Genomic DNA, 23,548 nt, shown 5'->3' on the forward strand with positions numbered 1-23,548 from the left:
GTTTTTTGTTTTTATATTTGAGTTAAGCATTTGTATTTCAATATGTTGCGTATTGGCATGATAATGTATTTATATGGTATGAATTAGCCATGAAATCATTTACCTCCTAACTCAAAAATACAATGGATCGCGAAGTCGCGCCGGATTACATTAAAAGCACCAGAAACAGACGCTGGATCATTATAACTGTGGTGGTTGTAGGGGTGGTTGCAGCGCTGTACGTTTTCAGGAGGTCGCTGGGCAGTACGCTGGAAAGTTCAAGAATCCGAACAGCCACCGTCGAGATCGGTGATGTTGAAAACACATTGACAGCCACCGGGGAGATTATCCCGGCGTACGAACAGATCTTTACCAGCCCGATCCGGGCAAGCATTAAAAGGATTTTGCTAACACCCGGAACGAGGGTGCAGCCCGGCCAGCCCATCGTGGAGCTTGACAAATCGCTGACCCAGATTGAAGCCGAGCGTTATCAGGACCAGCTTGACCTGAAACTGAACAGCATTGAACAGCTGAGAATGCGGCTTAACAAAGATTTGTATGATGCAGAAATTAACGACAGGATTAAGTCCCTCAACATCAATAAACTGAAAGCGGATTTTGAAGATGCAAAACGTCTTCAGAAAGTCGGGGGAGGAACGGTGGAGGACATTACCCGTGCCGAAAATGCATTGAAAATCGCTGAGCTGGAAAAAAAGCAGCTTGAAAATGATCTGAAATACAACCGGGAATCAATGAGTGCCAGTTTGAAAGAAACGGAACTGGGCGCACAAATCGAAGGCAAGAATCTTAAAGAATTACAGCATAAGCTCAAAATGGCCGATATCGTTGCTGATAGAAAGGGTGTACTGACCTGGGTGAACGAAAATATAGGATCGTCGGTGAATGAGGGAGAAATGCTGGCGAAGGTGGCGGATCTGGGAAGTTTCCGTGTTGAAGGTAGCTGCTCGGACGTATATGCCGATCAGGTCAAAACAGGGCTTTCGGTGATCGTAAAAATGAATGAAGTGTTGCTACGCGGGGCAATTACCCAGGTAAAGCCTGCAGTGAAGGATGGTGTCATCAGTTTTGTCATTCAACTGGATAATGCCAGAAATGAGTCTCTGCGGCCTAATATGAAGGTAGAGGTGTATGTGGTGACTAACAAAAGCTCGCGTACCCTGCGTGTGGCGAATGGGCCTGCATTCACAGGAAAACGAAAACAGTTCATTTATGTTCTGCGAAACAAGATTGCTTACCGCCGCGAAGTTGAAACGGGCCTTTCCAATTTTGATTTTATCGAAATCAAGAGCGGGTTAAAAACCGGGGAGAAGGTAATTGTGACGGATATGAATGGTTATGAGCATCTGGAAGAGATTTCAATCCAATAAATGACGATGATGAGATACTTTTCCACCCTGCTTTTTATATGGATCGCGAGCCTGAATGTCTCCGCGCAGATACGCACACTGGCGCTACGCGAGGTGGTTGACCTTGCCAAAGAGCAATCGATCGCTTCGAAACAGGCCGTAACTCAAAAGAAGACGAATTTCTGGCAGTACCGGTCATTTCTGGCCGATTATAAGCCGCAATTAAGTCTGAATGGTACGGTGCCGGGTTTTACGAGGTCCTACATTGAAGTCGTTCAGCCGGATGGGTCCATTTCTTTTCAGCCGGTTTCATACAATAATTCGTTGCTCAGCCTGTCACTGAGCCAGAGCATTGCGCTCACAGGCGGCACCATTTCTGTGCAGCAACAAATTCAGCGATTTGACGATTTTGCCAGAAATAACACGCGCTACAATGGTATCCCTTTTGAAATAGGCCTCAAACAGCCACTGTTCAGGTTTAATGCTTTGAAGTGGGACCGTAAGATCCAGCCGTTGAAATACCAGGAGGGTAATCAGCAATATCTGCAATCTCTGGAACAGGTAGCGTTGGACGCCACAGGATATTATTTTGAACTGCTGGTAGCGCAGGTCAATTTACAGATTGCGGAGAAGAACCGGAGCAACAATGACACACTTTACAAGATCGCGGGGCACAAACTGGAATTGGGGAAAATCTCGCAAAATGATCTTCTGCAACTTCAAATGGGCTTATTAACCGCTCAAAAAGACCTTGCTTCTGCGCAACAGGCTGCGGCTGTGGCTTCGCTGAAATTGAAATTATACATGGGTACCAGAGACGAAAGGGAGCTGGAACTCGAAATTCCAATGGAGACCAGAGAGTTTGCTGTCGACACTCAAATAGCTTTGGATGAGGCTTTTGCAAATCGTTCCGCAGCAGTTGGTTTTCGCAGAAAGCTGCTTGAAGCTGAGCGGGATGTACAGTTTGCAAAAAAAGAAAACGGATTGAACGCATCTTTGATTGCGACTTTTGGATTATCGAACCAGGGTTCACGGCCAGGCGATATTTACATTAGTCCGCAAGACCGCGAATTTGTAGAGTTGCAGCTGAATTTGCCAATCATGACCTGGGGACGCAACAAGGCCAGGACGGAGGTCGCCAGGGCTAATCAAGAGTTTGCGCAACAGTCGGTGGAGCAGGACAAGCTTACTTTTGAGCAGGAGATCTTCACACAGGTAACTCTTTTACAAATGTTGCAGAAGCAGATTAAACTGACGAAACTGGCCGATAATATCGCCGCCGAAAGGTATCAGATCGCCAAAGAAAGGTTTATCCTGAGTGACCTGAGCGTGACCGATCTGGGCATTGCGACGCAGGAAAAGGACATTGCCCGCCGCGATTATATACTGGCATTGCGAGACTACTGGCAGTCTTATTACAGCATCAGGCTCCTGACATTATACGACTTTGAAAAAAATGAAAAGATAAGTTATTAATAGGCAATCGGCGGTCAGCACTCGGCTGTCAAACATTCATCGCATTCACTCATTCAATCATTCAAAATTAAAAAGCGCCATGATCAAATTACAAAACGTAGAAAAAGTTTACCGGACGAGCTCGATTGAAACGCTTGCACTCAACAACATTAACCTGGACGTCAAAAAAGGCGAGTTCGTGTCCATTATGGGGCCTTCCGGTTGCGGCAAAAGCACATTGCTGAACATTATAGGGCTTCTCGATGAGCCTTCCAAAGGTCATATTGAGATCGATGGCAGCAAGGTTGAGAAATACGGCGACAAGGAGCTCGCACATTTACGAAACCAGAAACTAGGCTTCATTTTTCAGAGCTTCCATTTGATCAATGACCTGTCGGTGATCGATAATGTGGAAATTCCACTTTTGTATCGTAGCACTTCGTCGAAAGAGCGTAGGGAGCTTGCGCAGGAAGCATTGGAAAAAGTGGGATTGAGCAACCGTATGAAGCATTTTCCGAAACAATTGTCGGGCGGGCAAAAGCAGCGTGTGGCCATTGCGAGGGCAATTGTAGGAAAGCCGGAGATCATTTTGGCCGATGAACCTACCGGTAACCTGGACAGTGCGATGGGGAACGAGATCCTGAGTATTTTGGAGAAACTGAATGCAGATGGCGCTACCATCGTGATGGTGACCCACGATGACGCGATGGCCAAACGTACCCACAGGCTGATCAGGCTGTTTGATGGGACGCAGGTGTTATAATTTTGAATGAGCGAATGACTGAATGAATTTAGACCATCGAACGCTAACTGCTGATCAATGACTTATCCATTCACCATCCGACCCGGTCAAACACCTCCAACGGCAGATTCACTAATTCTAGTACCACAGCCGATTCATTCGATCATTCATTCACTCATTCACTCATTCACTAATTCACTAATTCACTAATTCACTCATTCGCTAATTCAATCATTGAAATGCTTTCAAACTACATAAAAATCGCCTGGAAGGTACTGCTTCGGCATCCTTTCTATACATTCATTACCTTGTTCGGCATCAGTCTGACGCTGACTGTACTGATGGTACTGACTTCGTTTCTGGACCATTTGTTTGGTACCCATTATCCTGAAGTAAATCGTGACCGGTCGCTTTACATTGCGACGGTGATACAAACCGATTCGACCAGAACTTCCATGTCGACGGGACCGGCTAGTTTTCCATTCCTGGTCAAACATGCCAAATCGCTCAAATCGGCTGAAAAAGTGTCGATTATGTCGAATTTTAGTTTTTCCAATACTTATATCAATGGCAAGAAGATCAAGCTGAACACGAAATATACTGATGCTGATTTTTGGGATGTAACGGGTTTCGATTTTATCGAAGGCAAGCCCTATAATGAGACAAATATCCAGAATTCAGATCTGGTGGTCGTGATTACGGACGCGTTGCGCGATCAGTATTTTGAAAGCGGCGGAGGTCCGGTCGTGGGGAAGAACATTGAGATAGAAAACATTCATTACAAGGTGATAGGCGTGGTAAAAGGCAGCCCGCCGACCAGGTTGTACACTTATTCAGATGTATATTTCCCCTATACCGCTCCAAAAAGCAATTACGAAAACAAGGGAATGAGGGGCCGTTTTCTGGCGATTGCGCTTGCCAAAACCACTTCCGACATTCCATCAATCCAGTCGGAATTTGACAATAACATCTCGAAGATTTCGCTTGCTGAAATTAAGGATGGACAGAGTTTTACAGTTTTGATCGTTCGGGCAGAGAAGTACTTCGATCACTTTCTGAGCACGTTCGCGAGAGATGGTACTCAGAAGCTTTTGTTCTACACGGTTGCAAGTTTTGTGATATTGATGTTTATGGGCTTGCCGGCGATTAATTTGGTGAATGTAAACGTGAGCCGGATTCTGGAAAGAGCCTCTGAAATTGGGGTAAGGAAAGCATTTGGCGCACCTTCCAGCGCGTTGCTTTGGCAATTTATCATCGAGAATGTCTTCATTACATTCATTGGGGGCGCATTTGCGCTGGTGTTGTCGTACGTCATCATCCATTTCATTAATTCCAGCGGATGGATTGCCTATGCCGATCTGACGATCAATGTGCCCGTTTTCCTAATCAGTCTGGCCGTGTGCCTGGTGTTTGGGTTGCTATCTGGCGTGCTGCCGGCATTCCGAATGTCGAGGTTGAAGATCGCGGAGGCGCTGAAGGCGTAGGATTTGGCTGTCGGCCGTCGGCATTCGGCTATCGACCAAGTCAACCCTTCACTCATTCACTCATTCATTAATTCGATCATTGAAAAACTATGTTACGACATCTTTTTAAATTAATATGGAATAAAAAGGGTACTCATTCTCTGTTGATTATCGAGATATGGGCTTCTTTTCTGGTACTCTTCGGTGTGCTTTCGCTCATTGTTTACAATGTAAGGAATTACCTGCAACCGATAGGTTTTGAATATGAGCAGGTTTGGAACCTGGACCTGGCGAGTAACCAGGATACGACCGACGTAGGTGGGAAGCTCCAACGAATATTGCAGCGTGTCAAGTCGTACAAGGAAGTGCAGTCGGCCACGCGGACGAGCAGTAATACACCGTTTTCGGCTAACCAGATAGGCAATTCTGTGACTTACAACAAGGTAGAAGTAGGCGGTGATTTCTATTACACCGACACGGACTTTAGCAAAACATTAGACCTGCCGCTCCAAAAAGGACGTTGGTACCGGGAGGGTGACCTGGTCGCCAAATTCATTCCGATCGTCATCAATAAAAAGATGGAGGATAAACTGTTTTTGGAGGAATCAGCTTTGAACAAGGTCATCAAACTGGATGATAAGAGCTCCTACAAAGTGGTGGGCGTGGTGGATAAGTTTAAGGCCAAAGGTGAGTTTATGAATGATCATCCGGCTCTGTTTCAGATGCTTGCCAAAGATGATCGCTGGAATTCGAACATTCTGGTGAAAACGATGCCTGGTACTGATGCTAATTTTGAAGCCAAGCTGGTCAGGGATATTGCATTGATGGTGCCCGGCTGGGGAATTGAGGTAAGTTACCTGAAAGACTCACGCATAAACCGCCATAATCTGACGCTCGTGCCGGTTATTATATTTCTGATCGTAAGTGGCTTTTTGCTTACCAATGTCGCCTTGGGGCTATTTGGAATATTAAACCTGAACATTGCCAGAAGAAAAAATGAGATAGGTTTGCGGCGTGCAATGGGTGCTACCGAAGGAAAGGTTACGATCCAATTTCTGGGCGAAATATGGGTAATCGCCACTTTCAGTCTTATTATTGGTCTTTTGTTCGCCATTCAGTTTCCGCTTATGCACGTTTTTGATCTGGACAGCGAAATTTACATTACCGCAATTTTTGCATCCATTGTGGTTATTTATATAATTGTCACACTTTGCGCATGGTTTCCGAGCCATCAGGCGTCGAGGATCCATCCCGCGCTGGCGCTGTATGAGGAGTAGTAAAAGGACAAAAAAGAGAGTGGAGGAAAGGACAAAGTGACAGCGGATCCAATTGCAGTATTCGGTCAATTGTGTAACTTACAATAAGTGGAATTTGTTAGACAGGTGTATTTTTGTTAAAATGGTCGTGTACGTTTATTAATAATTGAAAGTCATGGAAACACAATCTTTTTCTAATCTGCAACTTGAACTGCTCAAAGTCTATTCCCGTGAGGTGGAAGAAGAAGATTTGATAGCAATTCGTAAAATTCTTGCTGATTATTTTGCGAAAAAAGCAATTGAAATGGCTGATAACGTTTGGGATCAAAATGGATGGAAGGCTGAGGATACTAAAAAATTGTCTCAGGAACACAATCGAAAACCCATTCGATTGTGAAAGTGGTAATTGACACGAACGTTCTCTGGGTGTCGATTTCAAGTCGCTCCACGTCTCACTGGATTTTCAAAGCTATTTTGGATGGAACACTTACTTTATGTGTAACCACTGAGATTTTAGAAGAGTATGCGGAAATTATGGACCGAAAGTTGGGACATAATGTATCAGAGGCCGTGTTGAGTACTTTTGACAATCTTTCTAATATATCCTTTATCACACGTTACTATCATTGGTTGGCAGTTAAGTCCGATCCCGATGATGACAAATTTGTTGATTGTTTTGTAGCCTCCGGAGCGCAATACCTGGTGACCGAGGACAATCATTTTAACGTGGTAAAAAAACTGGATTTTCCCAAAATCAAGGTGGTTAATATTTCTGAATTTTATCGGATTTTTCGTTCCGAACGCTTGTGAAATAATGCTCCTTCACTGGCACTTCATGAAGAATGAGTGAATGAGTGAATGAGTGAATGACGGAACGAATGACCGGGTCGCCGATGCGATGAATGTTTTTAAGCTGACAGCCGAAAGCTGACAGCCGAAGTAAATAAATCCCCCCAATGCTCCTAATAGTTGACGACGATTTAGCAATACGAACTTCATTAACCTTGCTCTTGAAAAAGGAGGGTTATTCTGTAAAAGGAGTGGGGTCGCCGGACGAAACTTTTGAAGCATTGCGAGCAGAAACACCTGAATTGATCCTGCTGGACCTGAATTTTTCTATTGAAACATCAGGGAAAGAGGGTATGCAGCTGCTACAAAGGATCAAAATGAGCTATCCGGCCGTTCCTGTGATCCTTATTACCGGCTGGGGAACGATCGATCTGGCCGTGAAAGGAATGAAGGAAGGCGCCATTGATTTTATTACAAAACCCTGGCAGAACAATTACCTGTTGCAATCCGTAAAGACCATTCTGAACCTTTCGCAGCAGGTATCGCTGTCGGGCAGCAGGCGAAAACTGGATCAGCGATACCAGTTTGACAACATTGTAGGCCAGGACCCTAAGCTGCTGGATATTCTTGAAACGGTCGGCAGGGTAGCCTCCACGGATGCCCCGGTGCTGATTACGGGAGAAAGCGGTACCGGAAAAGAACTAATTGCGGAAGCGATCCATTTGAACAGCAAACGCAAAGTCAGGCCGTTTGTGAAAGTAAATCTCGGCGGTATATCTTCCACATTGTTTGAGAGCGAATTATTCGGGCACGTGCGGGGCGCGTTCACTGATGCAAAAACGGACCGCGCTGGCCGCTTCGAAATGGCGCACAGAGGCTCTATTTTTCTTGACGAAATCGGGGAGCTGGATCTTTCGAGTCAGGTGAAACTGCTGCGTGTGTTACAGGAGCGCACATTTGAACCATTAGGCAGCAGCAAAAGCAGAACTGTGGATGTGCGGGTGATATGTGCTACGAACCGGAACCTGGAAGAAATGGTATCCCAGGGTACATTTCGGGAGGATTTGTACTACCGGATCAACCTGATCACTGTGAAGCTTCCGGCCCTGCGCGAACGTCCCGACGACATTCCTCTCTTATCTGAATTTTTTGTCAATAACCTGAAAACCATTTACCAGCGCCCCAACCTGCAACTTAGCCCGGCTGCGATGAAATGGCTTCGGACATTGTCGTTGCAAGGAAACATTCGCCAGCTCAAAAACCTCGTCGAAAGAACGGTGCTGCTGTCGGGCGAGGATACATTGGATATCGTTGATTTTCAAAAAAATATGACTGCCGGCAAGGAGGTCTCGGCCCGCAAAAATCTGCCCGAGGTCGGCACCATTACCCTCGAAGAAATGGAGTATCAGATGATCGCGAAAGCGATGCTTTTTCACCAAAATAAGGTGAGTAAAGTGGCGAGATCGTTGGGTATCACACGTTTCGCTCTCTACCGCAGGCTTGAAAAATACGGAATTTCTTACGATTCCGAAGACGTATGAGATTATCTACCAAAGTTCAGTACATCCTCTATATCATGGCATTGCACGCTGTCCTGGTGTTTTTGGTGTATAAGATCCTTTTTCATGACAAAGTGATTTTCATTGGCTCTGAGGTTTTTCTGCTGCTTTCTGCCATTGCCTCCATTAAGTTATATCAAAATTTTATGCAACCTATCCAATTTGTGAGATCCGGGATTGAAGCGATCAAGGACAAGGATTTTTCGATCAAATTTGTACCTACCGGAAAAGGAGAGGTAGATACTTTGATCGAGGTTTATAATCTGATGATCGATCAGCTAAGGGAAGAGCGTACCAAACTCCATGAGCAGCATTTTTTTCTGGAAAAACTCATTGAAGCCTCACCGATTTGTATCATAATCCTTGATTTTGATGATAAAATTGAGTCGCTAAACCTGAAAGCCAAGCAACAATTTCATGACGAAACCATTTCATTAACCGGTAAGAAATTGAACGAATCAGGTCTGCCATTGTTAACGGAACTCGCTGATGTTCAGGATGGAGAATCGCGGATTGTGAAAACGAATGGAGTCGTTACTTTCAAAGTACAGCGTTCTCATTTTATGGATCAGGGATTTCGCCGGTCGTTTCTGATGATCGAGGAATTGACGAATGAAATACTGGAATCGGAAAAGAATGCTTACGGAAAAGTGATCCGAATGATGGCGCACGAAGTGAATAACACGTTAGGGGCGACGGACTCTATTTTGCAGACGACCAGCAGCGTCTTGTCCGACGAATCGTTTCAGGATGTTCGCGAAGCATTGCAGATCGCTTCGGACCGTAATCAGAAACTGACGAAATTTATGCGGAATTTCGCAGATGTGGTGAGGCTTCCTATGCCTGCATTTGAACAAACCGATATTGTAAAACTGGTTCGGGATGTGGCGATATTCATGGAACCTGCGGCACGGCAAAGCGGGGTCGCTATTCAGATTGTCACTTCGGAACATTCAGTTTTTAAAAACCTGGATGCCGGACAAATGGAGCATGTTTTTGTGAATGTATTTAAAAATGCAATTGAAGCTTGTGAAGCCGGTTATCAGATCCAGGCGGAAGTAGCTAATGGAAAAGTGATTATCCGGAATAATGGCAAACCCATTGACGCAGAAACGGGTATGCAACTTTTCAATCCGTTTTTCAGCACCAAGCGTGACGGGCAGGGTATAGGATTGACGCTGACCAGAGAAATCCTCATCAACCACGGCTTCGCATTTTCATTGGAAACAGGCGCGGATGGATGGACTGCCTTTACTATTGATATGAATTCCTGATTTAAAGCTTACGAACACGGATTGTGAAGACATTAGCCGGGTTACCGATCATTAATTGCCTGATATCGGCGTCGGTAATGCCTTTTTGTTTTAATAATGGAAGCAGTTTGTCCGAAATGGTTGTGTAACTTCTGAAATCGCCACCATTGGGCTCGCCCGGACGGTACCAGCCTGCATCGTGGGAAATCAACACCTGTTTGAGAAATCCTTTGTTTTTTAAGAACACAATCAGATCTGCATGTTTATCCAGGCTTCCCTCACTAATGCCATCGAGACTGATCCAGCAACCGGCCTGGGCTAATTCTGTAAACTCTTCGTTGGTTCCATTAGCATGTACCCAAACGAATGCGGCGGGATTTACTCCTTCTTTTTTTAGTATTTCAATTTCTTCCCGTGCGGGTAGTGCAGGGCCTGTATGCGAACAGATGGTCAGGCCGGTCTTCAAATGGGTGATGGCGGCTGCTTTAATGAGCTTTTGATGTACTTCTGAGAGCGAGCCACCATTGACGCCGGTTTTGATAAAGCCAGGTTTAATGTCGGTACCGTCAATTCCATTCTCAAATTCCCTGATCCAGCGTGCTGCCAATTGTTCGGCGGTTTCTGTAAATGCCCATTTAGGAAGATACTTGTTATCCGACGCGCCATAGTAGCCGGTATTGGTCAGGATAGTCAGCCCGGATTGTCTGGATAATTTTTGAAGCAATAATACGTCCCTCCCAATGAATGCAGGTGTACATTCCGCGATGGTTTTAATGCCTTTTGCCTTGATTTCGAGCAAGTGGGGGAGCACCTTCTTAATCACTTCTTCATGTTTCCAGCGATCGGGGGTAATTTTGTCCGCACCAATAAAATCGACCAGAACGTGCTCATGAATCAGCGTGGTACCGAGTTCTGAAACATTGATCTTGCCATTAACCGAGTAAGTGAAGTCTTCTTTGGAGCCAAAATACTGTAAAAGCAATGGCGCAACAGCACACGTTTTTACGAATTGCCGGCGGGAGATTGAATGTTGGGGTTTATCCATTCTCGCTAATCAACTTTGGAAGAACTTGCTGCATCCAGCCCCCCATCAGCGTCTTTCTTGCCCATTTGTCTCCAAAATGAAAACAAGGACTCATTATCAACCATCATTTGTCTGAGCCTTTCCATTGGAGATTTAGAAAGCCACAATTGAAGCTGAATTTCCTTGATATGGTCAGGAGTGTCGGTCATGTCAGAAGCAAATTAAAAGTATTCAATTTCAAAAGGTATACCCATTGCTTTATATAATTCCAGTCCAAATTTCTCAATGAGGACAAATTCTTAATATCCTCTGATTGAATGGCGGATTGAAGATCTTGAATCCAGATCAGTTTGGAAATCAATAGATCTTCGGGAGTTACTACATAAATAACCTTGCCGAAATAGTCCATTTGAATTTTTCTTTCAAACTCCTTTTTTCGAAAAGAATCATTTTTTAAAATTATGAAATCTGCTTTATATCCGGAAAGGTGATCTATAATGTTAAACATGCCATGATTTTTCACCGCATCCTTTACCGATTCTTCGTTACAGTAATACCCGTCTTTGAAGTTGCTTACAAAAAGGTCAATATCCTTTGGCAGCAGGTGAATTATAAAATCAAAATCCCGGGTTGCTCGTGGCACAATATACAAACTCATAGCTACACTGCCAGAAAGCATATAGGGTATATTGTGGTCATTCAGCACATTGGTGATCTTGTGAAAAAATTGGATCATTGTAGCTACTACTAAGTCGAAACAGGACGGATAGGCTACTAATTTACAATAATAAGTTTAACATGGCATCGGATGTAGTAGATCACCCCACTACTCAATAATTATAAACGGGGTAGGGCTGAATGAGATGACAAAAATGATCAAGGCGCAAATTCCGAGAATGACCCGGGGGGCGTCGAGAGGTTGGTTTTCATCCGTTTCCGGGTGCCTCACACCAAGGAACCTGCCGAGGAGAAAAACAAATGGTAGAAAATTACCGTAACCATTCCAGTCTGGTTTGATATAAGAAACAGCAAATTGTCCCACTACTATGATCAGACTGATCATAAGTCCGGTAGACGGATTGTCGCTTAACCTTCTGAAACAGATATAGAGGAAATAGATGTAAACCGCGAGGTAAAACAGTCGCTCGTAAAAAATCTGGTCACTTCCGATCGCGAATGACTCGGTGCGAAAAAGTCCCAAACCTGCATAAAAAGCGAAGATCCCGAAGAGGACCGGCGCTACGACATTGAATTTTTTCTTTCCGATCAGCCCGTAAAGAATATGGCCGCCATCCAGCTGGCCGATAGGAATGAGGTTCAGAGAAGTGAAGAAAAGCGCCAGATACCCCGCGAAAATGTAAGGGTAGTGGATCATTTCGTAAGCATGGGGCAACCGGGAAGGATCAGCAACATAGGTTTTGAACAACCAAAACAGAATGTTGTCGCCCAAAGCAATGTTACCCGATGCATTCTCGTAAACAAATTGCGGATAACTCAGCCCGTAACGCGCATATTCGGGATGGATGCTGAATATGTGATCAGGCGGGGGCAAATGTGTGAAACCGTACCAAAGAACCACCAATGCTGCAATAAAACCGGCAAGCGGCCCTGCAATGCCAATGTCAAAGAATATCAGGCGGGAGCGAACAATGGATTTGATCCTGATAAAAGCGCCCATAGTCCCGATGCTATTGGAAATTCCGAACCACAATGGAATGTAGTAGGGTAGCGTCACCTTTACCTGATGGATCTTGGCGACGAAATAATGACCAAATTCATGGATCGTCAATATCAGCAGAAACGGAATGGAAAAGTGAAAACCCTGCACGAACTGTGGCCAGCTCAATGCTTTGGCAGCTTCCGGGATCTCAGCCTTGTCGGCATTGGAACCCATCAGGAAATAAATGAAGTCGTAAACAAACGAAAAAATATTACCGTACATCCATTCCGCGCCAGCCATTGTAGTGGTGATCACTGTGACAATAAAAAGGACGGCCTGAATGATGTAAGTACGTGTGCTAGACTGCATAGTCTTTGAGATATTCCAGAATGGTTAACGGCTTTTGAACGTGAATGGTGTCAATACCTAATTTTGAAGCTGCGTTGATATTGTCCAGGTTATCGTCCAGGAACAATGTCTCTTCGGCTTTAAGTCCGGCCTGTTCCAGCACATTCAGATAAATTTGCGCGTCTGGCTTCATAAGGCCCATGTCATAGGAAAGAAACACAATTTCAAAAAGATCGTCCAGTTTTTCGATTCCGGTGGAAGCTTCCAGGATCTTGTTGACCTGTGTAATGTGAATGGAGCTGGTGTTGCTCAACAGAAATAAACGGTAATTCCCGGCCAATTTTTGAAGAAGTTCCACTCTTTCCGGCGGCAGGTCCAGCAAGAGACTGTTCCAGGCTGTATCGATGGCCTCGTCGGAAAGGTCGGAGAGTCCAAGCAGCTCTCTTACATAATTCCTGAAACCGGCCTCATTAAGCTTACCGGTTTCAAACTGCCTGAAAAGGTCATTTTCTTTGAAAATCGAAAGGATTTCACTTTGTTCTTTGCCGCTGAGCGCCGCAAAAGATTTCGATGCAATGGGGACATCAATGTTGAGAATTACATCGCCAAGGTCAAAAATGATATTCTTTATTTTGTCGTTTTTCATTGTCCTTTTTTATTCAACAACTACACCCATTGCACAGAACTTGTCTATCCGCTGGTCGATCCTGTCCTGCTCGCTGATCGCAGAGAGCTCGGTAATGTTTTCTAAAATGGTTTTTTTTAATTCTTCCGCCATCCAGTTATGATCCAGATGGGCGCCGCCCAGTGGTTCGGCAATGATACCGTCAATGAGGTTGTTTTTCTTCATATCCTTGGCCGTTATCTTCATCGCTTCGGCAGCCTGCTCTTTGAAATCCCAGCTTCTCCAAAGGATTGCCGAGCAGTTTTCAGGAGAAATAACCGAGTACCAGGTATTTTCCAGCATCAATACCCTGTCACCGATCGCGATACCTAATGCACCACCGGAAGCTCCTTCGCCGATCACGATACAGATCACAGGTACTTTCAGCATGAACATTTCTTTCAGGTTGCGGGCGATTGCTTCACCTTGTCCGCGCTCTTCTGCCTCCATGCCCGGGAACGCGCCCGGCGTGTCGATCAGGGTAACAATAGGTTTGTTGAATTTTTCGGCCAGTTTCATCAGGCGTAGCGCCTTGCGGTAACCTTCGGGATTGGGCATACCGAAATTCCGATGTTGTCTCTGCTTGGTATTACGTCCTTTTTGTTGTCCGATCAGCATAAATGACTGTCCGCCGACATTGGCCAATCCGCCAATAACAGCCGGATCATCCCGTACCTGTCGATCGCCGTGCAATTCGATGAATTCATCACAGATCAATTCAATGTAGTCGAGGGTATAGGGACGGTCGGGGTGCCGGGAGAGCTGCACGCGCTGCCAGCGGGTAAGATTTTCAAATATTTCTTTTCGAAGATCTGTAATATTATTTTCCAGTAAGGAAATGGCATCGGAAACATCTACATTATTTTCCTTTGCTAATGTTTTCATTTCTTCGAGCTTACGTTCGAGCTCGGACATAGGTTTTTCGAAATCCAGGTATGTTCTCATATTTAGGTTCTTTTTTGTGGGCTAAGGGGCTATCAAAGTTCATAGGTTTGCCCTCTTAAAGGTATTTCTACGGAATTATAGCCATGATCTGCAATTTTTTGCTGAAAGTCAGCCATGCTTTGTTGTTCTCCGTGTACCAGAAAAACGCGTTTCAGTTTTTCCGGATCTTGTGTTTTCACAAATTTGATTAAATCGTTCTGATCTCCGTGGCCGCTAAATACGTCAATTTTTTCAATATTAGCCAAGACCGGCAGCTGCTTTCCGCGGATTGAAATGGTATCCTGTCCATTTAAAAGCCTCCATCCCAGCGTTCCCTCGGAAGCATATCCGATCATCAGGATCGTCGCGTACGGGTTCCCGATGTTCGCCTCCACGTGCTGCTCTACGCGCCCGCCCTGGACCATTCCCGATGAGGAAATAATAATGCAGGGCTCATTATAGTTCGACACGGCACGGCTGGCATCAGAGCTTTCCAGATAGATCAGGTTGTCAAAATCAAACAACATATCATTGTCTTCCTGAAAGGCTCGTGCCTCCTTGTTCAGGAGCCTCACGTGCCGCTGGTAAACCTTGGTACTACTATGCGCCAATGGGCTGTCCGAGAACACTTTCAGGTAAGGAAATGCACGATCCAGGTAAATTTTATTCAGCGTATAAAGCAACGCCTGCGTACGGCCGACACTGAATGAAGGAATGATCAGTCTGCCCGGAATGTCAATGCAGGTACGTTTGATCACGTCTGCCAGTGCTTCTGCCGGTGTTCCCTGGTCTTCATGCACGCGGTTACCATAGGTAGACTCGCATATCAGGTAATCAACTTGTGGAATTTCCTGAGGATCAGTGAGTAACGGGTAATTGCTGCGGCCAATATCGCCCGAGAAACAGATCTTTTTCTTCTGCCCGTCCTCGTATACTTCCACCACGATATGCGCGGCACCCAGTAAGTGGCCGGCTGCGTAAAAAGTGATGGTTACATTGTCAGCAATGCGGTAACGTTGCCCGAAAGCGACAGGCACAAAGTTATCCAATGCCTCGATCACATGTTTTTCAACATAATAATCCATCGGCACATCCTTCTTTTTCTTACCACGTTTCTTGGAAGACGCTCCGTTGCGGGCATTCAGGCGCTTTTGGTGAAGATTGGCAGCATCCTTCAACAGGAGGGAAGTCAGTGCCAGCGTCGGTTCGGTACATACCACGCGTCCTTCAAATCCCTCTTTGTATAAATTGGGAATATTGCCGGAGTGGTCAATGTGGGCGTGTGTTAAAAGTACTGTGTTTATTAAACTCGCGTCAAACGGAAAGACACTTTTTTGTTCCTCATACCTGGTTTTTCTACCAATCTCATCTAAGTCAAAATCAGAGCCGCAATCAATCAAAATCCGGTAATCATCTGATTCCAAAAGAAACATACTACCGGTAACTTGTTGAGCAGCTCCCCAAAATGTCAATTTCATACTTTAAATATGGGGTGAATGGCTATATTGGGATTTTTCTATCATTCGGAAAAATCAATATCATTATTGTATCTTCTTTTATCTGTTCAATCAAAGAACTGCTTAATATCTGACAAAAGTACCAAAAAACAGACTGAGATTTGGACTTTACTTACTAGTTTAGATTTGGTATCGACACTTTCTTGCGCAAAATCACTCTTGTAAACTGATATGAAATTCACTCCGTTCGTTTTTTGCCTTTTTTTATTCCACGCCTCCCAGTCTCAAACCATCGATAGTGTCGCACTGAACAATTTCCGCGACGCCGTGCTGGAACTGCAAAACAGCGAACTAATGCGCAGCGGTTCGTTGGCAATAAGCATTAAATCCGTCAAAGAAAGAAATAATGTCTTTGCATTGAACCAGGAACGTTCATTACCCTCCGCATCGACACTCAAACTAGTGTCGACAGCGACGGTATTGGCATTGTTCGGCGGGGATTTTAAATTTCAGACATTCCTCGAACATGACGGCGTGATCAAAGGTGACACATTATCAGGGAATCTCTACATTCGCGGTACCGGTGATCCTTCGCTGGGAAGCGACAGGTTCAAAGGATATCCGACCGCTAGCGAACTGATATTACGCTGGACTGCAGCGGTGAAGAAAGCTGGTATTAAGCATATTAAAGGCAAAGTTTTACCAGACGCTTCGTTTTTCGACAGTGAGATGCTAGCCAGCACGTGGATCTGGGGGGACATTGGAAACTATTATGGAGCCGGTGTGCAAGGACTTAATTTCAACGAAAATCTGTATAGAATTAAGTTTAAACCAGGTGTTGAATTTGGCGACCCCACTTCTTTCCTCGGTATAGAGCCTGCTATTCCTTATTTGTCGTTTGTAAACCAGGTCACGACAAATGAACGTGGCTCCGGCGATCAAACCATTGTTTACAGCGATCCATTAGGTACCAATGTGCTGCTGACCGGGACTATACCTGCGGGAGTATCAGTATTTTCAGTAAAAGGTTCTATTCCCAATCCCGCCGAATACGCAGCTTTTGCATTAAAGGCTGGTTTGACAAGCACTGGGGTAACTGTTTATGAAGGAACTGCCCCTTTTCCACCTGTTGCGTTCCCGACACCTAATCCGAAAGTGATTTTGGATGAGTACAAATCACCGCCGTTGCGAGAGCTTTGCCAACAGGCCAATTTTTGGAGCATTAATTTATATGCCGATACTTTTTTCAAACAGGCGGGTAAGAGACTCGGCGGCAAATCTGACTACGACAATGCCGCGACGGCCATCACTGGTTACTGGTCAGGCAAGGGAGCGGATCTGCGGGGTTTTTATATCAAAGACGGCAGCGGGCTTTCCCCCTCGGGTTCCATTAGTACCAACAGCCTGACCGACATTCTCAATTATGCTAATAAAGACGCCAGTTTCAACGATTTTTATAAAAGTATCGCAGTACTCGGCCTGAATGGAACAGTACGGAATCTTGGAAAAGGGACAAAGGCGGCAGGTAATTTACACGTCAAGAGTGGCTCGATCGAGGGTACCCGCGCCTATGCCGGTTATGTGACTGCCAAGTCAGGTGCGCTGCTCAGCTTTTCAATTATCGCTCATAAGTACCTGCCCGGCAGTAACCGCCTCATTTCCGACTCGCTCGTGAAGCTGATGACATTAATGGCAGAATTGTAACGAACCTAATAGCTAACGGCTAAAAGCTTTTAGTCGTTAGCTATTAGTATTATCCATTCACTTTTTCAATTACAAAATTGTGATTGGTGTAAATGCAAAGGTCAGCTGCTACCGTCAGGCCTTCCCTCACCATTTCCTCTGCCGTCAGGTGTGGGGCATGTTTTTTCAATGCCTGGGCTGCTGACAATGCAAAGTTTCCGCCGGATCCAATGGCCGCAATACCATTTTCAGGCTCTAAAACGTCGCCAGTTCCGGAAATAACCAGGATTTCATCTTTACTGGCGGTGATCATCATGGCTTCCAGTTTACGTAGGTAACGGTCAGTGCGCCAGTCTTTTGCCAGTTCAATAGCCGCTCTTTTCATATTGCCACCATAAGCATTCAGTTTTTCTTCAAAGCGTTCAATGAGGGTAAACGCATCAGCGGTAGAGCCTGCAAATCCGGCAAGGATTTTTCCGCCCATCAGCACCCTGATTTTTTTAACATTACCTTTTGCCACCGTATTGCCCATTGTCGCCTGGCCGTCGGCTCCGAGGGAAACGGTACCATTATGTAGTACACCAAGTACGGTTGTTGCGTGTATTTTTTCCATGAATTGGTTTTTAATTAAATCTTGAATTTGCTGTGATAGTTGGCTATAAAACAAAAGTGCCAGGTCGTAAAACCTGACACTTTGTACTTATATCGATTTTTGGATCGGTTAAACCAGCATGCTCATCGGTTCTTCCAACAGTTTTTTAACCGTATTTAAGAATGCTGCTGCCAGCGCTCCGTCCACCACACGGTGATCAGCTGAAATTGTTACTTTCATGATGTTGGTAGGATACACCGTTCCGTCCTCTTTGAAAGCAGCCACTTTTTTGATACCGCCGATGGCAAGGATGCAAGAATCCGGTGGGTTAATGATCGCTGTGAATTCGTCTACACCGAACATTCCAAGGTTGGAAATAGAGAATGTATTTCCTTCCCAATCCTTTGGCTGCAACTTTTTATCTTTTGCTTTTCCAGCCAGGTCCTTCACTTCACTGGAAATGGTAGAAAGCGTTTTCTTGTCAGCGTCGCGGATAACCGGTACCAGCAGACCTTCGTCCACGGCTACGGCTACACCAATATTGACATAATTATATCTTCTGATTTTGTCTCCCAACCAGGCCGAGTTAACCGCCGGATGTTGTTTCAACGCTACCGCACAAGCCTTGATGACCATATCATTGAAAGATATTTTCGCAGGGCTTACTTCGTTCAATTGAGGACGCAACGCCATTGCTTTATCCATCACGATTTCCATGGTCACATAGAAATGTGGTGCCGTAAACAAGCTGTCGCTTAGTCTGCGTGCGATGGTTTTCCGCATTTGCGAAATAGGCAGGTCTGTGAAATCTCCGCTTGCCGGTGCTGCCGTAGCTGGCGCGCTGGCTGCTGGTTCCGCTGCCTTCGCAGGTGCAGGAGCTGCCGCAGGCGCTTCGGTTTTGGCCGCTGGTTTGAACTCATCCACGTCGCGCTTAACGATACGGCCATTGTCACCGCTGCCTTCTACCTGGCTCAGGTTAATGCCTTTTTCGTCAGCAAGACGTTTTGCAAGAGGAGAAGCTTTGATACGTGCGTCTGAATCAGCAACTGAAACAGCCTTTTCAGCGCCATTTGACGATGGAGCGGCAGCTTTCGCTTCTTCCGGAGCACTGGCTTCCTCAACACCACCTTCGCCGTTTTCACGGGCAAGTAATGCTTCTACATTAGATCCTTCTTCACCTATTACAGCAATAATTCCGTCAACAGGAACTGCTTCGCCTTCTTTAATTCCAACGTAAAGGAGCGTACCGTCTTCGTATGCTTCCAGTTCCATTGTGGCTTTATCGGTTTCGACTTCCGCCAGTATATCTCCTGATTTTACTTTATCTCCAACTTTCTTTTGCCATGAAACCAATGTTCCCTCCTCCATCGTATCGCTCATTTTAGGCATACGAACCACAGCCGCATTGATTTTCTCAGCTGGGGCAGCCGGTTTTTTAGCAGGTGCCGGAGCGGCCTCTGCCGCAGCCACCGGAGCAGCTTCCGCAGGTTTTGCTTCTTCTTTTGCAGGTGCAGCTGCGCTTCCATTACCATTTCCTCCGTCAAGAAGAGATTTATAGTCTTCACCTTCCGCTCCCACTACTGCCATAATCCCGTCGATAGGGACAGCATCGCCTTTATTAACACCAATGTAAAGAAGAGTACCATCATAATAAGATTCCAGGTCCATGGTTGCTTTGTCAGTTTCGACTTCTGCAATCACTTCACCGGACTTGATTTTATCACCTACTTTTTTGTGCCATTCTGCGATAACACCTTCTTCCATGGTGTCGCTCATTTTGGGCATACGAATTACTTCTGCCATATCGCTTGTTAAGGTATTTTAGTTTCTTGGTCTAAAATTAGATTTCAGTCAAAATTACAACAAAAGGTGAATAGGTGTCGCCTTTCACATCATAAAATTGACCAAAACAGCTTCCGCTACGGATTTAAGTAATTCGGTACGGTTAATTACTGCTGATAATCAACAGAATATACTCATGTTATCATTCTGAAAGCAAACAACATTGATTTTAATGTGCGCATGAAGTGACATTTTTGAGGTTACGTAATGGCGTGATCTTAGGCTAAAAGGTTCAAATTGACCCATTCGGTTACTTCCGAAAGGCTTATGGTTGGCCGGAGTTTCAATGTCCCGAAAAAGCGTTTCGCCACCACCAGCCGTTTTTTGAATGTATAGGAAGATTCACCAAACTGATTTTCCCTGCGATCGATCACAATACTGTCACATGTGAGTTTGGCATTGGCGATAAGTCCGATCAGGTAGGGGGACTGGGGCAAAAATGGCAGTAATAGCAATGCGGCTTTTTTTCTGATGACCATAAATAAGCCTGCATTCATCGGGATTCTTTGGCCGGAGAAAACATGTACCAGGCCCTTAAATAGAAAAGAGGTAAAAAGCCGTCCGCCTGACTCATATGACCCTTTTCTTTTGGCAAAAATCACATCTGTACTTTGCTTCAATGAACGTACAAGCTCAGGCAGCTTCTCGGGCTCATCCTGCAAATCGGCATCCATGGTAGCAATGAGATCGTGTTTTGCAAACAGCATTCCTACCAGCAATGCGCTGCTCTGTCCTACATTATTTTTGAGATTAATGATTTGAAAATCAATGGAGTGTGTCAATGTTTCCAAAACGTTCAGCGAATAGTCCGGTGAAGCATCGTTGACATATATAACCTCGCATTTCCAGTTTTCCGCTGCCGAAATATCACTCAGCCTTCTGTGCAATTCAACAAGTGTCGATGCGCTTTTGTAAACTGGTATGACAATGCTGATCATTAATATCCTTTTTGGTAATTGACTACATTCAGCAACGCCTCGCCGCGCAGGTAACGTTCCAGATTTTGCTCAAAAAGCGATTGCCAGCGAAAAACAGGGCCTTCCAGACTTCTTCCTACATGCGGGCTGACGAAAATTTTAGGCTCTTTCCAGATCGGATGACCAGCCGGCAACGGTTCCTGTTCGAATACATCCAGGGCAGCTCCGGCCACATTCCCACTTTGCACCATTTCCAAAAGTGCCATATCGTCCAATGTCCCGCCACGCCCGATGTTTACTACGAATGCGGAGGATGGCAATGCGCGGAGCTCATTTTTACCAATGAAATGATAGGTTTCGGGTGTTTTGGGTAAACAAATGATCAATGCGTCGGTCAATGGAAGCTGGTTTCGCCAGTTGCTGCTTCCAAAAAGCATAGTTTCACCTTCCAGCGAATCATCAGGCTGATTTCTTACTCCTGCAACTTTTCCACCCAGGGCTTTAATGTAGGAAGCAATTTTTTTGCCCAGACTGCCCCAGCCTAGTATCAGGCAACTGCTACCGTGCAAAGTCGAAAGCCGGTGGCGCTGCCAGCTGCCTTCATTTTGTTCGTCCCTCAAACTGGGCAGGGAACGAAAAAGACTCAAGAGAAGCGCAATGGTATGTTCGGCCAGCTCAGCATCATACACGCCTCTGGCGCAAGTGAGGGTTATATTTTTATCAATAAGAGATTGTTTTGCTTTTAAAATCAGGTCCACGCCTACGGAATTGGACTGCATCCAGCGCAGTTTCCGGGCAAATGGCAGGCTTTGCAAAAAGTAACGGTTGCCCAGAACGATCTCTGCGTTTTCGATCAGGCGTTGTGCTTCTTCTTCGGAGTGTGCCATGACGATTTCATGCTGCGGAGCAATGTTTTTCAGGCTTTGTAAATGGTCCGGCACCGGCTCGTACATGAGCAAAATCATACGTGATAAGGATTTGTGGTCCAGCTTTCCACCTGGTCCCGGAACACACGAAAGTCATTTTCGGCTTCGTCAGGAGAGCGCAGTCGGGCATCGGCGTATGCTTTTTTGATCGTTTGAACCATATAATCCATACTATGATTTTCGTGGTCTCTCAGGAATGTACGTCTTAAAAAGCTGAAATTGATCCCCAGTCTCGCATACTCATTGATCAGGTATTTGCTGGCGATGGGTTTGCCATTTGGCGGGTAAGTTACGCCTCCCGCACCGAGCGGAATGTCGAACTGCCCACGGATCGTCTTGACGGTACCATTCATCAAAGGCATAAAAATATTGCGGCTGTTTTGCTGGATGTGCAGGTCGTTAAGACCAATGTAGGCCCTTTTCAAAGAAAGTTGAGAAAGTTCATCGAGACAACCAAGCGCAGCAACGGTTTCGATCAGTATGCTGAATTCTGCCCGTCCGGCGATCATATCAAAAGTTTGTTGAGCTTCTTCACAGTTCTCGACCATGGGCAGGAATATTTCGTCGGCCCCTGCTTTTAATGCAAGTTCGATCTCGTTTTGGGTATGCCCGGGCGAGAAACCGTTGATCCTGCAAATCAGCTTGCCCGCAGGAGTTACTTCCCTAACCCGGCACAAGTCATCGTAAGTATCATAGTTGATCTGCGTGTCGAAGCTTTCCTGACGCGCCTTTTTCCCCTGATTTTCCCAATCCACAATAATTCCGTCGACACCAGCCGCAATAGCTTTCCTGACCGTTGCCTGGTCGTTTGAGAAAAGAAACAGATGAAATTCGGTTGAGAATGTAGAAGTTAAATTCACATGCTTTTTATTTTCTTCGCGACTATTAAACAACTCGTTCCAAATGGTATTCGGGATTTATTTTTGATCGCATTGATTTCCCAATGCAGCAGCCTTCTCAGAAAACGTGCGGTAGTAGGCCTACCGGCCATATGCTCATTCTTTTTCTTTTCCGGCGTGTTCTTCTTTTTTAACCCAAATTTCTCTGGTACCACCCGGAACAGCCACATAGGCAGCCACACCAGCGAAAAGAAATAGGATTGGTAAGTGACTTCAAATCCCGCTCGAAAAAGCAATTTTTCCAAACCGGCCAGCGTATACCGTCGGAAATGTCCAAGCTGCACGTCGTTATCCGACCAAAGACTGGTAAAAGCAGGTACGGTCAGCATGATCTTGCCGTTGCTTGCCAGCAGACGATTAATCTTTTCCAGAAATGCCAGGTCATTTTCAATGTGCTCCATGACATCAAAAAAACCGGCTGCCGGTACTGTCCCGTTTACTTCCGGGGCGTAGTCTTCAAGGGTACTTTGAATGGTTTTTTTGATACCTCGCTTCTGAGCATTCTGAATTCCTGCGAGATATGGTTCCACCAAAGTCACATCATAACCGGCTTGCTGCATTGCAAACGCAGTAATGCCATTGCCCCCGCCAATATCATGAAACTCTTTTGGGAAATCGTTGGCTTTTAGTGCCTGTACCAGACATTCGTTCCGGTGCTGATACCAGAATGACATATCTTCCATTTCGAAACAAACGGAATTCCCATCGTCAGGATAGGAAACAAGCCAGTTTTCCCTGTTTTGTTCCAT

23 protein-coding genes are annotated in these 23,548 nt (G+C 45.4%); 10 read left to right on the forward strand and 13 right to left on the reverse strand.

Annotated features, from left to right (window positions below; translation table 11 throughout):
- Positions 1-122: 122 nt before the first annotated feature.
- The 9 genes from ON006_RS01815 to ON006_RS01855 all read left to right on the forward strand — a co-directional run bounded on the left by ON006_RS01815 (position 123) and on the right by ON006_RS01855 (position 9,884).
- A complete protein-coding gene (locus ON006_RS01815) occupies positions 123-1,367 on the forward strand; it encodes an efflux RND transporter periplasmic adaptor subunit (RefSeq protein ID WP_244823404.1) in 1,245 nt (414 codons plus the stop codon).
- Positions 1,368-2,822: a TolC family protein gene (locus ON006_RS01820; protein ID WP_244823405.1), complete on the forward strand. Its 1,455-nt coding sequence runs from the start codon at positions 1,368-1,370 to the stop codon at positions 2,820-2,822.
- 79 nt (positions 2,823-2,901) lie between these two features.
- On the forward strand, positions 2,902-3,564 hold the full coding sequence (locus tag ON006_RS01825) for an ABC transporter ATP-binding protein (RefSeq protein ID WP_244823406.1): 663 nt from the start codon (positions 2,902-2,904) through the stop codon (positions 3,562-3,564).
- A 218-nt stretch (positions 3,565-3,782) separates the two neighbouring features.
- On the forward strand, positions 3,783-5,027 hold the full coding sequence (locus tag ON006_RS01830) for an ABC transporter permease (RefSeq protein WP_244823407.1): 1,245 nt from the start codon (positions 3,783-3,785) through the stop codon (positions 5,025-5,027).
- An 89-nt stretch (positions 5,028-5,116) separates the two neighbouring features.
- The gene (locus tag ON006_RS01835; RefSeq protein ID WP_244823408.1) at positions 5,117-6,283 is read left to right on the forward strand and encodes an ABC transporter permease; all 1,167 of its coding nucleotides are present in this window, start codon (positions 5,117-5,119) and stop codon (positions 6,281-6,283) included.
- Between the two features lie 154 nt (positions 6,284-6,437).
- The gene (locus ON006_RS01840; RefSeq protein WP_244823409.1) at positions 6,438-6,659 is read left to right on the forward strand and encodes a DUF8507 family protein; all 222 of its coding nucleotides are present in this window, start codon (positions 6,438-6,440) and stop codon (positions 6,657-6,659) included.
- Positions 6,656-7,072 carry a putative toxin-antitoxin system toxin component, PIN family gene (locus ON006_RS01845; RefSeq protein WP_244823410.1) on the forward strand — a complete coding sequence of 139 codons (417 nt, stop codon included), beginning with the start codon at positions 6,656-6,658 and terminating at the stop codon, positions 7,070-7,072. Before ON006_RS01840 ends, ON006_RS01845 begins: the two co-directional genes overlap by 4 nt.
- A gap of 146 nt (positions 7,073-7,218) precedes the next feature.
- Positions 7,219-8,592, forward strand: a complete 1,374-nt coding sequence (locus ON006_RS01850) for a sigma-54-dependent transcriptional regulator (protein ID WP_244823411.1) — start codon at positions 7,219-7,221, stop codon at positions 8,590-8,592.
- Positions 8,589-9,884: a sensor histidine kinase gene (locus ON006_RS01855; RefSeq protein ID WP_244823412.1), complete on the forward strand. Its 1,296-nt coding sequence runs from the start codon at positions 8,589-8,591 to the stop codon at positions 9,882-9,884. Before ON006_RS01850 ends, ON006_RS01855 begins: the two co-directional genes overlap by 4 nt.
- Position 9,885: 1 nt before the next feature.
- On the opposite strand, the gene ON006_RS01860 is transcribed toward ON006_RS01855, so the two are convergent.
- From ON006_RS01860 to ON006_RS01890, 7 genes are all read right to left on the reverse strand, one after another.
- On the reverse strand, positions 9,886-10,908 hold the full coding sequence (locus ON006_RS01860; RefSeq protein WP_244823413.1) for a phosphotriesterase family protein: 1,023 nt from the start codon (positions 10,906-10,908) through the stop codon (positions 9,886-9,888).
- Positions 10,909-10,913: 5 nt separating this feature from the next.
- On the reverse strand, positions 10,914-11,096 hold the full coding sequence (locus ON006_RS01865) for a hypothetical protein (RefSeq protein ID WP_244823414.1): 183 nt from the start codon (positions 11,094-11,096) through the stop codon (positions 10,914-10,916).
- Positions 11,093-11,623, reverse strand: a complete 531-nt coding sequence (locus tag ON006_RS01870) for a hypothetical protein (RefSeq protein WP_244823415.1) — start codon at positions 11,621-11,623, stop codon at positions 11,093-11,095. The genes ON006_RS01865 and ON006_RS01870 overlap by 4 nt, the downstream gene beginning before the upstream one ends.
- 90 nt (positions 11,624-11,713) lie before the next feature.
- A complete protein-coding gene (locus tag ON006_RS01875; RefSeq protein ID WP_244823416.1) occupies positions 11,714-12,916 on the reverse strand; it encodes a site-2 protease family protein in 1,203 nt (400 codons plus the stop codon).
- Positions 12,906-13,541 carry an HAD family hydrolase gene (locus tag ON006_RS01880; protein WP_244823417.1) on the reverse strand — a complete coding sequence of 212 codons (636 nt, stop codon included), beginning with the start codon at positions 13,539-13,541 and terminating at the stop codon, positions 12,906-12,908. Before ON006_RS01880 ends, ON006_RS01875 begins: the two co-directional genes overlap by 11 nt.
- A gap of 9 nt (positions 13,542-13,550) precedes the next feature.
- Complete coding sequence (locus ON006_RS01885) at positions 13,551-14,504, reverse strand: acetyl-CoA carboxylase carboxyltransferase subunit alpha (RefSeq protein WP_244823418.1); 954 nt, start codon at positions 14,502-14,504, stop codon at positions 13,551-13,553.
- Positions 14,505-14,536: 32 nt separating this feature from the next.
- The gene (locus tag ON006_RS01890) at positions 14,537-15,961 is read right to left on the reverse strand and encodes an MBL fold metallo-hydrolase RNA specificity domain-containing protein (RefSeq protein WP_244823419.1); all 1,425 of its coding nucleotides are present in this window, start codon (positions 15,959-15,961) and stop codon (positions 14,537-14,539) included.
- A gap of 210 nt (positions 15,962-16,171) precedes the next feature.
- Here ON006_RS01890 and dacB point away from each other — a divergent pair, with 210 nt between their 5' ends.
- On the forward strand, positions 16,172-17,644 hold the full coding sequence (gene dacB / locus ON006_RS01895; RefSeq protein ID WP_244823420.1) for a D-alanyl-D-alanine carboxypeptidase/D-alanyl-D-alanine endopeptidase: 1,473 nt from the start codon (positions 16,172-16,174) through the stop codon (positions 17,642-17,644).
- A gap of 49 nt (positions 17,645-17,693) precedes the next feature.
- Here the strand turns inward: dacB and hslV are convergent, their stop codons facing one another.
- The 6 genes from hslV to ON006_RS01925 form a co-directional block, all read right to left on the reverse strand.
- Entirely contained in the window at positions 17,694-18,236 is a 543-nt protein-coding gene (hslV, locus tag ON006_RS01900) for an ATP-dependent protease subunit HslV (protein WP_244823421.1), read from the reverse strand.
- Between the two features lie 108 nt (positions 18,237-18,344).
- Positions 18,345-20,018, reverse strand: a complete 1,674-nt coding sequence (locus tag ON006_RS01905; protein WP_244823422.1) for a pyruvate dehydrogenase complex dihydrolipoamide acetyltransferase — start codon at positions 20,016-20,018, stop codon at positions 18,345-18,347.
- A 257-nt stretch (positions 20,019-20,275) separates the two neighbouring features.
- Entirely contained in the window at positions 20,276-20,995 is a 720-nt protein-coding gene (locus ON006_RS01910; RefSeq protein ID WP_244823423.1) for a glycosyltransferase, read from the reverse strand.
- On the reverse strand, positions 20,995-21,939 hold the full coding sequence (locus tag ON006_RS01915) for a D-2-hydroxyacid dehydrogenase (protein ID WP_244823424.1): 945 nt from the start codon (positions 21,937-21,939) through the stop codon (positions 20,995-20,997). The genes ON006_RS01910 and ON006_RS01915 overlap by 1 nt, the downstream gene beginning before the upstream one ends.
- Complete coding sequence (locus ON006_RS01920) at positions 21,936-22,760, reverse strand: aldolase/citrate lyase family protein (protein ID WP_244823425.1); 825 nt, start codon at positions 22,758-22,760, stop codon at positions 21,936-21,938. The genes ON006_RS01915 and ON006_RS01920 overlap by 4 nt, the downstream gene beginning before the upstream one ends.
- Entirely contained in the window at positions 22,757-23,548 is a 792-nt protein-coding gene (locus ON006_RS01925; protein ID WP_244823426.1) for a class I SAM-dependent methyltransferase, read from the reverse strand. The genes ON006_RS01920 and ON006_RS01925 overlap by 4 nt, the downstream gene beginning before the upstream one ends.

This window comes from Dyadobacter pollutisoli, from assembly GCF_026625565.1.
In the GTDB taxonomy this organism is placed as follows: domain Bacteria; phylum Bacteroidota; class Bacteroidia; order Cytophagales; family Spirosomataceae; genus Dyadobacter; species Dyadobacter pollutisoli.

Coding starts and splice junctions, on each gene's coding strand:
- ON006_RS01815 (WP_244823404.1), top strand. CDS start 123: ATGGATCGCGAAGTCGCGCCGGATTACATTAAAAGCACCAGAAACAGA.
- ON006_RS01820 (WP_244823405.1), top strand. CDS start 1,368: ATGACGATGATGAGATACTTTTCCACCCTGCTTTTTATATGGATCGCG.
- ON006_RS01825 (WP_244823406.1), top strand. CDS start 2,902: ATGATCAAATTACAAAACGTAGAAAAAGTTTACCGGACGAGCTCGATT.
- ON006_RS01830 (WP_244823407.1), top strand. CDS start 3,783: ATGCTTTCAAACTACATAAAAATCGCCTGGAAGGTACTGCTTCGGCAT.
- ON006_RS01835 (WP_244823408.1), top strand. CDS start 5,117: ATGTTACGACATCTTTTTAAATTAATATGGAATAAAAAGGGTACTCAT.
- ON006_RS01840 (WP_244823409.1), top strand. CDS start 6,438: ATGGAAACACAATCTTTTTCTAATCTGCAACTTGAACTGCTCAAAGTC.
- ON006_RS01850 (WP_244823411.1), top strand. CDS start 7,219: ATGCTCCTAATAGTTGACGACGATTTAGCAATACGAACTTCATTAACC.
- ON006_RS01855 (WP_244823412.1), top strand. CDS start 8,589: ATGAGATTATCTACCAAAGTTCAGTACATCCTCTATATCATGGCATTG.
- ON006_RS01860 (WP_244823413.1), bottom strand. CDS start 10,908: ATGGATAAACCCCAACATTCAATCTCCCGCCGGCAATTCGTAAAAACG.
- ON006_RS01865 (WP_244823414.1), bottom strand. CDS start 11,096: ATGACCGACACTCCTGACCATATCAAGGAAATTCAGCTTCAATTGTGG.
- ON006_RS01870 (WP_244823415.1), bottom strand. CDS start 11,623: ATGATCCAATTTTTTCACAAGATCACCAATGTGCTGAATGACCACAAT.
- ON006_RS01875 (WP_244823416.1), bottom strand. CDS start 12,916: ATGCAGTCTAGCACACGTACTTACATCATTCAGGCCGTCCTTTTTATT.
- ON006_RS01880 (WP_244823417.1), bottom strand. CDS start 13,541: ATGAAAAACGACAAAATAAAGAATATCATTTTTGACCTTGGCGATGTA.
- ON006_RS01885 (WP_244823418.1), bottom strand. CDS start 14,504: ATGAGAACATACCTGGATTTCGAAAAACCTATGTCCGAGCTCGAACGT.
- ON006_RS01890 (WP_244823419.1), bottom strand. CDS start 15,961: ATGAAATTGACATTTTGGGGAGCTGCTCAACAAGTTACCGGTAGTATG.
- dacB (WP_244823420.1), top strand. CDS start 16,172: ATGAAATTCACTCCGTTCGTTTTTTGCCTTTTTTTATTCCACGCCTCC.
- hslV (WP_244823421.1), bottom strand. CDS start 18,236: ATGGAAAAAATACACGCAACAACCGTACTTGGTGTACTACATAATGGT.
- ON006_RS01905 (WP_244823422.1), bottom strand. CDS start 20,018: ATGGCAGAAGTAATTCGTATGCCCAAAATGAGCGACACCATGGAAGAA.
- ON006_RS01910 (WP_244823423.1), bottom strand. CDS start 20,995: ATGATCAGCATTGTCATACCAGTTTACAAAAGCGCATCGACACTTGTT.
- ON006_RS01915 (WP_244823424.1), bottom strand. CDS start 21,939: ATGATTTTGCTCATGTACGAGCCGGTGCCGGACCATTTACAAAGCCTG.
- ON006_RS01925 (WP_244823426.1), bottom strand. CDS start 23,548: ATGGAACAAAACAGGGAAAACTGGCTTGTTTCCTATCCTGACGATGGG.